Annotated in this window: 12 protein-coding genes; 5 read left to right on the top strand and 7 right to left on the bottom strand. The window is 59.4% G+C overall.

Going from position 1 to position 12426, the window contains the following annotated elements; all coding sequences use genetic code 11:
• The first annotated feature begins 162 nt into the window (after positions 1 to 162).
• The 3 genes from recA (at position 163) to J5Y17_RS07310 (ending at position 4338) form a co-directional block, all read left to right on the top strand.
• Positions 163 to 1245, top strand: coding sequence for a recombinase RecA (recA, locus tag J5Y17_RS07320; RefSeq protein WP_304518549.1), 1083 nt, complete (start codon positions 163 to 165; stop codon positions 1243 to 1245).
• A 138-nt stretch (positions 1246 to 1383) separates the two neighbouring features.
• Positions 1384 to 4047 (top strand): alanine--tRNA ligase, encoded by a 2664-nt coding sequence (alaS, locus tag J5Y17_RS07315; protein WP_219784587.1) that lies wholly within the window; start codon positions 1384 to 1386, stop codon positions 4045 to 4047.
• A gap of 3 nt (positions 4048 to 4050) precedes the next feature.
• On the top strand, positions 4051 to 4338 hold the full coding sequence (locus J5Y17_RS07310; RefSeq protein WP_009571288.1) for a DUF1330 domain-containing protein: 288 nt from the start codon (positions 4051 to 4053) through the stop codon (positions 4336 to 4338).
• A gap of 55 nt (positions 4339 to 4393) precedes the next feature.
• Here the strand turns inward: J5Y17_RS07310 and J5Y17_RS07305 are convergent, their stop codons facing one another.
• Together J5Y17_RS07305 and typA are read right to left on the bottom strand one after the other, a co-directional pair.
• Complete coding sequence (locus J5Y17_RS07305) at positions 4394 to 4975, bottom strand: VOC family protein (RefSeq protein ID WP_219784586.1); 582 nt, start codon at positions 4973 to 4975, stop codon at positions 4394 to 4396.
• A gap of 157 nt (positions 4976 to 5132) precedes the next feature.
• Positions 5133 to 6953, bottom strand: coding sequence for a translational GTPase TypA (gene typA, locus J5Y17_RS07300; RefSeq protein WP_219784585.1), 1821 nt, complete (start codon positions 6951 to 6953; stop codon positions 5133 to 5135).
• Positions 6954 to 7193: 240 nt separating this feature from the next.
• Here typA and J5Y17_RS07295 point away from each other — a divergent pair, with 240 nt between their 5' ends.
• Both J5Y17_RS07295 and J5Y17_RS07290 read left to right on the top strand, forming a co-directional pair.
• Complete coding sequence (locus J5Y17_RS07295; protein WP_370628891.1) at positions 7194 to 8246, top strand: YjgN family protein; 1053 nt, start codon at positions 7194 to 7196, stop codon at positions 8244 to 8246.
• 3 nt (positions 8247 to 8249) lie between these two features.
• Complete coding sequence (locus J5Y17_RS07290) at positions 8250 to 9263, top strand: M48 family metallopeptidase (protein ID WP_219784584.1); 1014 nt, start codon at positions 8250 to 8252, stop codon at positions 9261 to 9263.
• A 32-nt stretch (positions 9264 to 9295) separates the two neighbouring features.
• Here J5Y17_RS07290 and J5Y17_RS07285 read toward each other — a convergent pair whose 3' ends face one another.
• The 5 genes from J5Y17_RS07285 to J5Y17_RS07265 form a co-directional block, all read right to left on the bottom strand.
• On the bottom strand, positions 9296 to 9631 hold the full coding sequence (locus tag J5Y17_RS07285) for a multidrug efflux SMR transporter (RefSeq protein ID WP_219784583.1): 336 nt from the start codon (positions 9629 to 9631) through the stop codon (positions 9296 to 9298).
• Positions 9632 to 9660: 29 nt separating this feature from the next.
• Positions 9661 to 10275: a YitT family protein gene (locus J5Y17_RS07280; RefSeq protein WP_219784582.1), complete on the bottom strand. Its 615-nt coding sequence runs from the start codon at positions 10273 to 10275 to the stop codon at positions 9661 to 9663.
• Between the two features lie 38 nt (positions 10276 to 10313).
• Positions 10314 to 10925, bottom strand: a complete 612-nt coding sequence (locus J5Y17_RS07275; RefSeq protein WP_370628890.1) for a YitT family protein — start codon at positions 10923 to 10925, stop codon at positions 10314 to 10316.
• 131 nt (positions 10926 to 11056) lie between these two features.
• Entirely contained in the window at positions 11057 to 11662 is a 606-nt protein-coding gene (locus J5Y17_RS07270) for a hypothetical protein (RefSeq protein ID WP_219784580.1), read from the bottom strand.
• A gap of 131 nt (positions 11663 to 11793) precedes the next feature.
• Entirely contained in the window at positions 11794 to 12360 is a 567-nt protein-coding gene (locus J5Y17_RS07265; protein WP_219784579.1) for a HupE/UreJ family protein, read from the bottom strand.
• Between the last annotated feature and the right edge of the window lie 66 nt (positions 12361 to 12426).

Raw genomic sequence — 12426 nt, 5'->3', positions numbered from 1 at the left:
AGTGATTTTCAGAAATTTAAGTTGAAATGTTCTCTTTTTGTGCTCATAAAGATAAATGAGAACAAGAGGCGAACACGAGCTCCGAATAGGACCCCGGCCCAAGCGCGCTACAGATTGTACGATGGACGCTGTGGAACGGGTGTGAAATAAGGAATTAAACAGATGGCAACGGCGACCAAAGATATGGCAAAGAACGACGGTAAACAGAACGGGGACAAGCAAAAGGCGCTCGACAGCGCGCTGGCCCAGATCGAGCGGCAATTTGGCAAAGGCTCGATCATGAAACTGGGCGCCGACAACCCGGTGCAGGAAATCGAGGCAACCTCGACGGGCTCTTTGGGCCTCGACATCGCGCTCGGCATCGGCGGCATTCCGAAGGGTCGGATCATCGAGATTTACGGCCCTGAGTCGTCGGGTAAAACCACGCTGACCCTGCATTGTGTCGCCGAAGAACAGAAAAAAGGCGGCGTTTGTGCCTTTGTGGATGCCGAGCACGCGCTTGACCCGATCTATGCGAAAAAACTTGGCGTCGATCTCGATGAGTTGCTGATTTCCCAGCCTGACACCGGCGAGCAAGCGCTTGAAATCGTGGACACTCTCGTTCGGTCCGGGGCCGTGAGCCTTGTTGTGGTCGACTCGGTGGCGGCGCTCACGCCCAAATCCGAATTGGAAGGCGACATGGGCGACAGCTCAGTTGGTGTGCAGGCCCGTCTGATGTCTCAGGCGATGCGCAAGCTGACCGGGTCGATCAGCCGCTCGAAATGCACCGTGATCTTCATCAACCAGATCCGTATGAAAATTGGTGTGATGTTCGGCTCGCCCGAAACCACCACCGGCGGCAACGCGTTGAAATTCTACTCCTCCGTGCGGCTTGATATTCGCCGCATCGGCGCGATCAAGGATCGGGACGAGGTGGTCGGCTCCGAGACCCGCGTGAAAGTGGTGAAAAACAAAGTCGCGCCGCCGTTCAAACAGGTGGAATTCGACATCATGTATGGCGAAGGCATCTCTAAAACCGGTGAGCTTCTGGACCTCGGCGTCAAGGCCGGTGTCGTGGACAAATCCGGCGCCTGGTTCTCCTATGGCGATGAGCGCGTGGGGCAGGGCCGTGAGAATGCGAAACGCTATCTCAAGGACAACCCGCAGGTCGCGCTTGAGATCGAGGATAAAATCCGTGCAGCCCACGGTCTTGATTTCGATCTCGGCGATGATTTCGAGAAGGACGATCTGCTCGACGACGAGTGAGTTCCTCCCGACAGTCAAATATTAAAGCAAAGGGCCGACGCGTTTCGGCCCTTTTTGCTGTCGCGCGTTATGGACAGCCTCGCGCGAGGACGGTAAACCGGCTTGAATGCCAAGAAAACCCGCAAGGACGCGCCCCACATGCCCAGCGTGAACGACATCCGCTCTACCTTTCTCAACTATTTTGAACGCAACGGTCACACCGTCGTGGACAGCTCGCCGCTTGTGCCGCGCAACGACCCGACCCTGATGTTCACCAACTCCGGCATGGTGCAGTTCAAGAACTGCTTCACCGGGCTGGAAAAACGCGATTACGTGCGGGCCACCACGGCGCAGAAATGTGTGCGCGCAGGCGGCAAGCACAACGATCTGGACAACGTCGGCTACACAGCGCGGCACCACACGTTCTTTGAAATGCTCGGCAACTTTTCCTTTGGCGATTACTTCAAACATGAGGCGATCCCCTTTGCCTGGGAGCTGATCACCCGCGATTTCGACATCCCGAAGGACAAGCTTTACACCACCGTCTATCACACCGATGACGAAGCGTTCGAGATTTGGAAAAAGGTCGGCGTGCCGGAGGATCGGATCATCCGCATCGCCACCTCTGACAACTTCTGGCAGATGGGCGACACCGGGCCTTGTGGTCCCTGCACCGAGATTTTCTACGATCACGGCGATCACATCTGGGGCGGCCCTCCGGGCAGCCCGGAAGAGGACGGGGATCGTTTTATCGAGATCTGGAACCTCGTGTTCATGCAGAACGAGAAATTCGCCGATGGCACAATGACCGATCTCGACATGCAGTCGATCGACACCGGCATGGGGCTTGAGCGGATTTCGGCGCTCTTGCAGGGCTCGCACGACAACTACGACACCGACATGATGCGCGCGCTGATCGAGGCCTCTGCGCATGCGACCTCCGTCGATCCCTATGGTGACAAGAACGTGCACCACCGGGTGATCGCGGACCACCTGCGCTCGACCTCTTTCCTCATCGCCGATGGCGTGATGCCGTCGAATGAGGGCCGGGGCTATGTGCTGCGCCGGATCATGCGCCGCGCGATGCGTCATGCGCACCTCTTGGGGGCGAAGGACCCGATCATGCACAAACTCGTGCCGGAACTGGTGCGCCAGATGGGCGACGCCTATCCGGAGCTGCGCATCGGTCAGGCGATGATCGAAGAGACGCTGAAGCTCGAAGAAACCCGTTTCATCCAGACGCTGGATCGCGGTCTGAAACTTTTGGAAGACGAGCTTGTGGACCTGCCTGAGGGCGAAAAGCTTCCGGGCGAGGCGGCGTTCAAGCTTTATGACACCTACGGTTTCCCGCTCGATCTGACACAGGATGCGCTGCGCGAAAAAGGCGTGGAGGTCGACACCTCCGGCTTCGATAGCGCCATGGCCGAACAAAAAGCCAAGGCACGTGCGGCTTGGGCCGGCTCCGGCGAAGCGGCGGATGCGACTGTCTGGTACGACATCGCCGAGGACAAAGGCACCACGGAATTCCTAGGTTATGACACCGAGAAGGCCGAGGGCGAAGTCGTGGCGCTCGTCAAAGACGGCGCGCGCGTGGACAGCGTCAAAGAGGGCGACACGGTGCAAATCGTGGTCAACCAGACGCCGTTCTATGGCGAGTCCGGCGGTCAGGTCGGCGACAGCGGCGTGATCCGCGTGGAAAAATCCATCGCCAAAGTGACCGACACGAAAAAGGTCGCGGGTGTCTTTATCCATTTCGCCACCATCGAGACCGGCGAGATCAAAGTTGGCGCCCCTGCCGCGCTCGAGGTCGATCACGCCCGCCGGAGCGCCATCCGCGCCAACCACTCCGCGACGCACCTTTTGCACGAGGCGCTGCGCGAAGCTCTGGGCGATCACGTCGCACAGCGCGGGTCGCTGAACGCGCCGGATCGTCTGCGCTTCGACTTCTCGCACGCAAAGGCGCTCAGCGCCGAGGAAATCGCCAAGGTCGAATCCGACATCAACCTCTACATCCGCCAAAACACGAGCGTCGAAACCCGGATCATGACGCCCGATGACGCACGTGCTTTGGGCGCGCAGGCGCTTTTCGGCGAGAAATATGGCGAAGAGGTGCGCGTGGTTTCCATGGGCACGGCGGACACCGGCAAGGGCACCGATGGCAAGACCTATTCCATCGAGCTTTGCGGCGGCACCCATGTCAAACGCACGGGCGACATCGGCCTTTGTGTGATCCTCGGCGACAGCGCGTCGTCGGCCGGTGTGCGCCGGATCGAGGCCCTGACTGGCCAGGCGGCTTTGGCGCATCTAGAGACCGAAGCGCACCGCGCGGGCGAGATCGCGGCGCTGCTCAAAACCCCGGTCTCCGAGGTCGTGGAGCGCGTGAAATCCCTGTCGGATGAGCGCAAGCGCCTCGAACAGGAAGTCGCCAATCTCAAGCAGCAAATTGCACTTGGTGGTGGCATGGGCGGCGGCGCCAAAGGCGGCGCCGAGGCGCAGGATGTGAACGGCATCCCGTTCCTCGCGCAAGCGCTGCAAGGCGTTTCCGGCAAGGACCTGCGCGGCTTGATCGATGCGCATAAAAACAACCTCGTCTCCGGCGTGATCCTGTTGATCGCCGAAGAGGACGGCAAAGTGGCGGTCGCCTGTGGCGTGACCGACGACCTGACCGACAAAGTCTCCGCCGTGGATGTGCTCAAGGCCGCTGTGCCTGCGGTCGGCGGCAAAGGCGGCGGCGGCCGTCCGGATATGGCGCAGGGCGGGGGCAAGGACTTCTCCGGTGCCGATGCCGCGATTGCTGCCGCAGAAACCCTGTTGAAAGGATAAGCCATGCCCGCGCTCTGGATTGCCCATGTGACCGTCACCGACGAGGAGGCCTACGGCAAATACGCCAAGCTGGCCGGTCCGGCCATCGCCAAACACGGCGGCAAATTCATCGCCCGAGCGGCACGTTATGTGCAGCTTGAGGGCAAGGACCGCCCGCGCAATGTGGTGGCGAAGTTTGACACGGTCGAGGCCGCTGTCGCCTGCTACCACTCGCCGGAATACCAAGAGGCGCTAAGCCATGCCAAGGGTGCCTCTGAGCGGGAGCTTTTGGTGGTCGAAACGGAAGAGTAAGACCCTTCACATGATGTGAAAACGGCGCGGGAATTTCCCGCGCCGTTTTTCATGCCTAAAAGGGATTTTTTGCCGCGCGATCAGTCGCGAGCGAGTTTGTGCCCTCGTGCAACAATTCCTCAATCGCATCGGCGAGATGTTCCCGATCAATGTGATCATCGCCCGCCGCGACTCGGATCAGATGTGCGCGGTGCAGCACATGGGTGTGTGTAAAGCCCAAAGGCGGCTCAAACCGGTAAGAGGCCAGCTCGATCAACATGCCATTGGGTTCGCGGAAGTAGATCGAATCCATAAAGCCCCGATCTTTGACGCCCGAGTGTTTCACCCCGCGTGCGTCGAGCCGGTCCACCACCTGATCAAAGGTCACTTTCGAGACATTGAACGCCAGATGGTGCAGCGAGCCCGGCCCCTGATCAATCCGGTGCCGCCCCGGTTTGCGATCCTCCGAGGTGAAGACCGTGATCAGTCGCCCGTCGCCCGGATCGAAATAGAGATGGCCTTGTTCCGGCGCGTCCAGATTGGGTTGGTCAAAGACGAAGGGCATGCCCAAAACGCCCTCCCAAAAGTCGATGGTCGACTGTCGGTCGGCGCCGGTGATGGTGATGTGATGCACGCCCTGAGTTTGAATTTTGCGCATGGCGACCCTCCTTTATGGAAGAACGATAGCGCAATCATCGCCAATCTCTAAGCCCGGAGTGTCAAACCGCTCGCACAGTCTCTGCGCAGGATTGCGAAAAAGGCCCGCCGGTGAGGGCGAGCCTTTGTTTTCATTGCAGCTGAAATACTCAGAAGACTTAGATCTGAGCCGCCTTGGCGTTGCGCTTGCGCTCGTGCGGGTCGAGGTAGCGTTTGCGCAGACGGATGCTCTCCGGCGTCACTTCGACCAGCTCGTCATCGTTGATGTAAGCGATGGCTTCTTCCAGAGATAGCGTCACCGGCGTCGTCAGGCGCACCGCATCGTCCGTGCCGGAGGCGCGCACGTTGGTGAGTTTCTTGCCTTTGAGCGGGTTCACTTCAAGATCGTTATCGCGCGAATGCTCGCCGATGATCATGCCTTGGTAGACCTTGGCTTGAGCGCCGATGAAAAGCTTGCCGCGCTCTTCGAGGTTCCACAGCGCGTAGGCCACGGATTCACCGTCTTCCATGGAGATCAGAACGCCTTGACGACGGCCCGGGATCGGGCCTTTGTAGGCGGTCCAGCCGTGGAACACGCGGTTCAAAACGCCGGTGCCGCGGGTGTCGGTGAGGAATTCGCCGTGATAGCCGATGAGACCGCGCGACGGCACATGCGCGATGATGCGCGTTTTGCCGTTCTGCTGTTTCATCTCGGTCAGATCGCCTTTGCGGGCGCCCGTCAGCTTCTCGATCACGGCGCCGGAGTATTCGTCATCCACGTCGACCGTGACTTCTTCGACCGGTTCCATGCGCTGGCCGTCTTCTTCTTTCATGATCACCTGCGGGCGGGAGATCGACAGTTCGAACCCTTCGCGACGCATGTTTTCAATCAGAACGCCCATTTGCAATTCGCCACGACCGGAGACCTCAAAGGCCTCGCCGCCGGGGGTGTCCTTGACCTTGATCGCGACGTTGGTTTCGGCCTCTTTCATGAGACGGTCACGGATCACGCGGGATTGGACTTTCTTGCCTTCGCGGCCAGCCAGCGGGCTGTCGTTGATGCCGAAGGTCACGGTGATGGTCGGCGGATCGATCGGCTGGGCTTCCAGCGGCTCATCGACTTCGAGCGCACAGATCGTGTCGGACACGGTTGCTTTGGTCATGCCCGAGAGGGACACGATGTCGCCCGCGATAGCTTCGTCGATCTCAGCCATGGCCAGACCGCGGAAGGCCTGGATTTTCTTGACCTGGAATTGCTCGATCTTTTGGCCGTTGCGGGTCAGAGCCTGCACGGTGGCGCCGGCTTTGATCTTACCGCTTTCAACGCGACCGGTCAGAAGGCGGCCGAGGAAGGGGTCGGAGCCGAGCGTGGTGGCGAGCATTTTGAACGGCTCGTCCTGATGCTTAAGCTGACGCGGGGCCGGGACGTGGTTCAGGATCAGGTTGAACAGCGCATCGAGGTTCTTGCGCGGCCCATCGAGCTCTGCGTCACACCAGCCGGAGCGACCGGAGGCGTAGAGATGCGGGAAGTCGAGCTGATCGTCATTTGCGTCCAGGGAGGCGAAGAGGTCGAAACATTCGTCCAGCGCGCGGTCGGGTTCTGCGTCCGGTTTGTCGACTTTGTTCAGGACAACGATCGGGCGCAGGCCGAGAGCCAGCGCTTTCGAGGTCACGAATTTGGTCTGCGGCATCGGACCTTCGGCGGCGTCCACCAATAGGACAACGCCGTCCACCATGGAGAGGATGCGTTCGACTTCGGCGCCAAAGTCGGCGTGGCCGGGCGTGTCGACGATGTTGATGCGATGGCCTTTCCATTCGACCGACGTGGCTTTCGCCAGAATGGTGATGCCGCGCTCACGCTCCAGATCGTTGGAGTCCATGGCGCGTTCGGTGGTGGCCTGGTTTTCGCGGAAGGTGCCCGACTGTTTCAGAAGCTCGTCCACGAGCGTGGTTTTGCCGTGGTCAACGTGGGCGATGATGGCGATATTGCGAAGATCCATAGGGTAGGGGTTTCCGTGGTGAAAATGAGTTGGCTTGCGCCTACCTCGGTCCGGGACAAAAAGCCAGACGTAAAACCGCATTTGAGAGGTTTTAGGCGGTTTGCGCGGCCCGCAAGCCGTTCCGGTGCCGGTTTCTGTGTCGGAACGGGGACAAGCCGCCGAAATTTTACCTTTGCAAATTCAAGCGATATCCGATTTTTAAAAAAGATAATTCTTCTCAAATAATAAGGGACATTGAGAGTGCAAGACCAAGAGTATCGCCCGGTGGTGTTTTCCGGGACCGCACGCGAATATTTCGGCGTGTGGATTGTTAACCTCCTTTTGAGCATCGTGACGCTCGGCATTTATTCGGCTTGGGCCAAGGTGCGCCGGTTGAAATATTTCTACCAACATACCGAGATCGAGGGTCGTCGTTTCGACTATCACGCCACCGGCAAACAGATTTTCATCGGGCGTTTGATCGTGATCGTCGCCTATGTCGTGTTCCAGATCATTGTGACCGTGCTGCCGCCGCTGGGGCTTCTTCTTCTTCTCGTGCTGATCCTCTACGTGCCGACACTGATCAACAAAGCCTATCGGTTTCACGCCCGCATGACCTCGTGGTCCGGGCTGCGTTTCGATTTCGAGGGCAACTATTGGGGCGCGTTGCGCACCATGCTGCTCTATCCCATTCTGGCGGTGTTTACGCTCTATCTGGCGCTGCCGTTCGTGATCCGCGCACAGCACAGCTATTCCACTAATAATCACCGCTATGGCACGGCGAAATTCCACTTCGAAAGCCCCATCGGCCCGTTCTACAAAGCCTTTGTCCTCGCGATCCTCTGGATGCTGGTGATCGGCGGCATCGGCCTTTGGGCCATCGGCGCGGGCGAGGTTTTCACCGCACTCGCAATGGAAACTGCGGATCCCACCCCGGAGATGATGATCCGCTTTGGTCTGATCTATGTGGTGGCTTTGGTGGCGCTTGTGCCGATGGCTTTCATCTACAAGGCGTTCTTGCGCAACGCCGTCTTTGCGGGCACCCAGTTGGAAGGCGGGCATAAGTTCCGTTCGACCATTTCGCCGGCGGGTCTTCTGTGGGTGGCGTTTTCCAACGCGTTCCTCGTGGTGATTTCCCTGGGTCTTTTGACCCCGCTCGCGAGCATCCGCATGACGCGCTATCTGGCGGCTAACACCTTTGTCGCGCCCAATGGCTCGCTTGATGAGTTTGTTGGCGGTGAAGCCCAGAAAACCTCGGCCATCGGCGATGCCTATGTCGATTTCGAGGGTATTGATCTCGGCGTGGCCATGTAAGCCATGGCGGACAGCTATTCACCGGTTCGGGGGCAAGCCTATGCCCCCGGCACCTCCCGGCTCATCGCGGCGGAGCTTCAGCGCTCAGGGCTTGAGCTTCGTCTGTGCGATGCAGCGGGGGAGGTTCTCGCGCGAGGCACCCCCATCGATCACGAGGTCGGACCGGCGGGGCGCGATATTTTGTCCTTTGACGAAGGCATGCGGTTTGAGACGACGGACCGCGAGGGCCTTCGCGCGCTCGGCGTGGTGACGACAGGCGGCTGGCTCGCGCGGCTCGAAGGCTGGCATCCGCGTCTGGCGCTTCTCGCGGTTGTGTGCATTTTGGGGGCTATCGCGATTTGGCGCTGGGGGCTGGACCTTTTGGTCTCTCTCGCGATTTTGGCAACGCCTGCGCCCGTGGTCACAAGCATGGATCGCGGCAATATGCTGATGATCGACCGCACCTTTGCAGAGGAAAGCGATCTCTCTGATGCGCGGCAAGCCGAGATCCGTGATATTTTCGATGCGCTGCGTTCTGTGGCGCCCGAGGCACCATACGGGGCCTATACGCTTGAGTTTCGCGACATCGACGAGATGGGGCCGAACGCCTTCGCATTGCCGGGCGGCACCATTGTTGTGACCGATGCTTTGATCGAGCAATTTGGCGATGCCGATGTGATCGCGGGCGTGTTGGGGCATGAGATGGCCCATATCAGTGAACGCCATTCGCTGCGCCAACTCTATCGGTCGCTGTCGGTCTATGTGCTGATCGGCATGATGGCGGGTGATGTTGGGCCGGTGCTCGAGGATCTCATCCTCGACGGCGGTGTGGTCCTCTCGCTGGCCTATTCTCGCACCCATGAGCGCGCGGCGGATGACGTCGGCGTGCGCACGGCGGAGGCCGCGGGGTATGACGGTGCAGCCTTGGCCGGGTTCTTTGAGGAGTTGGATCGGCGTTATGGCGGTCTGGCGCCCGAGTGGATGTCGACCCATCCGGACTCAGCGGACCGGGCCGCGCGCATTCGCGAGATGCAATAGTGATCAGGCGGGCGTTGGCCCGCCTGACGCACTTAATGCGAAGAGGTCTGAGAAAACAGGTGGATCACCAGCACGCCCGCGATGATCATCGACATGCCAAGGATCGCCGGGAAGTCGAGCTTTTGCCCCAAAAACACCAGCCCGATCACAGAGATCAGCACAATTCCCAACCCTGACCAGACCGCATAGGCAATGCCGACGGGCACAACTCTGAGCGTTTGCGACAGGAAGTAGAACGACAGCCCGTAGGACACCACGAGGATGAGGACGGGGATCAGCTTGGTGAATTGCTGGGACGCGGCCATGGCTGTGGTGCCGACAACCTCAAAGCAGATCGCAAGAATGAGAAAAATATATTGGGTCGGCATCGGGCACTCTTTTCGGATTACACGTTGTTTTACATAGCAATATAACGATCGCGGCGGTGGTTGATGGCGATCACGAGGTTGACGACAATCGCGCCCAACAGAGAATAGAGCACGAGCGGCAAGGGCAAGACGAAAAAGGCGACCGCAAAGAGGCAGGCGTCAAAAGCCAGCTGGACATAGCCCGCTTTGAAGCCGGTCGCGTCCTGAAGATAGAGCGCGAGAATGCCAAGGCCGCCGAGAGAGCCGCCGTGCCGGAAGATCGCCATGAGGCCGGCACCCGTCATGAAACCAACCATCACCGCACCGAACCACGGCGTGAGCCCTTCGAAAGAGACCATGGTGGGGAACCATTCGGAGAGCACGGAAATCAGCGCCACGTTGATAAAGGTTTTGCCCACGAACACCTTGCCCATGCGTTTGTAACCGAACCAGTAGAACGGCAGGTTCACGGCAAAAAACACCCAGCCGAAGGGCAGGTCGGTGACATAGGAAATCAACACGGCCAGCCCGGCCATCTGACCTGTGATCAGCCCCAAAGAGCGCAGCATCACGAGGGCGAAGGCACACATGGAGGTGCCGAAAAGATAGGCCTGAAGGTCCTCGAACCACGTGTGTTTTTCGGGCTTTTGCGCGTCCGTCGGCATGGTCTTTTGTCTGTCCTCTACGGTGTCTGTGGGCGGTCTTAATCGGCGATATACCGGTCGCGGCGGTGATTGAAGGCGATCACACCATTCAAGATCACCGCGCCCAAGAGCGAATACAGGACACGGGTCGGTTCGAAAAGAAAGAAGGCGACGGTAAAGAGCACAGCGTCGAAGCAGAGCTGCACAACGCCCGCGCGGATTCCAAAGCGGTCTTGTGCGTAAAGCGCGACCACACCGAGACCACCCAGAGATCCCTTGTGTCGAAACGTGCCCAAAAGCCCGTAGCCCGTCAGGATACCGAAAGCGATGGTGCCGAAGAGTGGATCGAGATGCGAGAATGTCATCCAGTCCGGGATCACCGCCACAAGAATTGAGAGGATCGTCACGCAAATCGCTGACTTTATTGTGAATTCAGCGCCCATACGGAACCAGGCCAGCACATAGAAGGGGATGTTGATCAGCCAGAATACCCAGGAAAACGAATAGCCCGTCAGGTAGGAAATCACCAAGGCGAGGCCTGCGGTCTGGCCGGTGATGAACCCGAGCTGGGCAATGATCGTCAGGCCGATCGCGGTCGTGATCAGCGCAATGGAAAAACCCTGAGCATCCTCGAAGAGGCTGTGTTTCTGGGCGTTTTGTGGGATCGGCATAGGGGCTGGCATAGGGCAGATTTAGGACAGCTTTACTGACCTGTCCAGCGAAATCTGAGCGACATGATCTTGGCGCGGTCATGACCCGTGCGCGTGATGAAAAGAATGGCACACGCTTCGCGAGGTGGGGCTTATTCGACCCAGAGACGTTGGGCCTGAAACAACACCAAGGTTTCGGCCAGTTGCGGGGCGGAGGAGGGGGCGGAGGCCCCACTGGCACGGCTCATCTGCGCCTCTTCCAGTTTGAAAAGCTGGGTCGAGAGGCGCACGGTGTCCTGACCATAGCGCTGCGCCAAGGCAAGCTCGGAGCGGGTTTTGGCGATGAGATCGACCGGGGCGTCGGCGTCGAAATCCTCGTCGCCGATGCCGTAAACGCTGCCGGAGGCCTCCATCTCTGCATGATAGGCCGCACCTTGGCGTTCGAGCGACATGGCAAAGCCAAGATCGTCAAAGCGCGCGACTTTGAGATCGGCGGTCAGCGCGTCGATCTGGGCGGGTGTGATCTTTGTCAGGTCATATTTGGCAAAGACATCGGCCGCGCCTCGGATGGTTTTGCGCGCGGCGGAGGTGTCCCACGGGCCTTCGCTTTGATCCGTATCCTTACTGGCACTTTTCCGGTTCTGAGTGTCCGCTGCGACAGAAGAACCGCCGGCATCCTGAGCGGCGGTTTTCGGGTCTTGCGGGTCCTGACGCAGGCGCGATTGCGCCCAAAGCTGTGCGGCAGAGGAAATCTGCATGATCGGGAAACCTTCTGTTCTCCGTTTCCGAAGAACATAGTTCCACGAGGATTAAGGCCAATATAACAAATAAAAGTTTCGCGGATTTTCGCCCGCGCAATCTGAAGCTTTTGGTTAATTAAATGTGGGACTTAGCCGATCAAAAGCGACAGCCCCAGAAGCGTCGCAACGGCCCCCAAGAGACGCGGGCCATAGGGCAAGGCGCGACCCGTGAGTTGGGCGGCCATGATGCCAGCGGCATGAAGCGCGGCGGTGGCGATCACGAAGCCCAGGCCAAAGCCAAGCGCATTGGCCGCACCAAGTTCGGCGCCATGGGCATGACCGTGGAATAGGCCGAACAGGGCCACGATGGCCACGCCGCCGGCCAAAGCCGGTTTGACGGCGAAGGTGGCCAGAAGACCGATCAGGATCGCGGATGCGAGGATCATAGGTTCGACGAAGGGCAGGGACAGGCCCGTGATGCCGCCGAAATAGCCCAGAGCCATCGCGCCGACGAATCCGGCGGGAATGGCCCAGACCGCTTTGCCACCGATCTGAAGGGCCCAGATGCCGACGGCGACCATGGCGATGATATGATCGAGGCCAAAGAGCGGGTGGGACGCGCCCGCCATGAAAGACCCCTGCTGTGCCGGCGGCAGGTGGGCGAGAGCGGGGCTGGCGGCAAGAGCGAAGAGGCCGGTCAGAAGGTGTTTTTTCATAACTGTCCCTGAGTGTTATTCGTGGATGTTGAGGGGCGCACCAGGTTGGGCGCTCATTCTCACAAC

It is taken from the genome of Celeribacter sp. PS-C1 (assembly GCF_019429625.1).
Taxonomy (GTDB): Bacteria; Pseudomonadota; Alphaproteobacteria; order Rhodobacterales; family Rhodobacteraceae; genus Celeribacter.
This window is presented reverse-complemented; position numbering and strand designations above follow the sequence as displayed.

What these genes read in the sequence shown, in the direction of transcription:
- recA (WP_304518549.1), top strand. Translation starts at nt 163, where the DNA reads ATGGCAACGGCGACCAAAGATATGGCAAAGAACGACGGTAAACAGAAC.
- alaS (WP_219784587.1), top strand. Translation starts at nt 1,384, where the DNA reads ATGCCCAGCGTGAACGACATCCGCTCTACCTTTCTCAACTATTTTGAA.
- J5Y17_RS07310 (WP_009571288.1), top strand. Translation starts at nt 4,051, where the DNA reads ATGCCCGCGCTCTGGATTGCCCATGTGACCGTCACCGACGAGGAGGCC.
- J5Y17_RS07305 (WP_219784586.1), bottom strand. Translation starts at nt 4,975, where the DNA reads ATGCGCAAAATTCAAACTCAGGGCGTGCATCACATCACCATCACCGGC.
- typA (WP_219784585.1), bottom strand. Translation starts at nt 6,953, where the DNA reads ATGGATCTTCGCAATATCGCCATCATCGCCCACGTTGACCACGGCAAA.
- J5Y17_RS07290 (WP_219784584.1), top strand. Translation starts at nt 8,250, where the DNA reads ATGGCGGACAGCTATTCACCGGTTCGGGGGCAAGCCTATGCCCCCGGC.
- J5Y17_RS07285 (WP_219784583.1), bottom strand. Translation starts at nt 9,631, where the DNA reads ATGCCGACCCAATATATTTTTCTCATTCTTGCGATCTGCTTTGAGGTT.
- J5Y17_RS07280 (WP_219784582.1), bottom strand. Translation starts at nt 10,275, where the DNA reads ATGCCGACGGACGCGCAAAAGCCCGAAAAACACACGTGGTTCGAGGAC.
- J5Y17_RS07275 (WP_370628890.1), bottom strand. Translation starts at nt 10,925, where the DNA reads ATGCCGATCCCACAAAACGCCCAGAAACACAGCCTCTTCGAGGATGCT.
- J5Y17_RS07270 (WP_219784580.1), bottom strand. Translation starts at nt 11,662, where the DNA reads ATGCAGATTTCCTCTGCCGCACAGCTTTGGGCGCAATCGCGCCTGCGT.
- J5Y17_RS07265 (WP_219784579.1), bottom strand. Translation starts at nt 12,360, where the DNA reads ATGAAAAAACACCTTCTGACCGGCCTCTTCGCTCTTGCCGCCAGCCCC.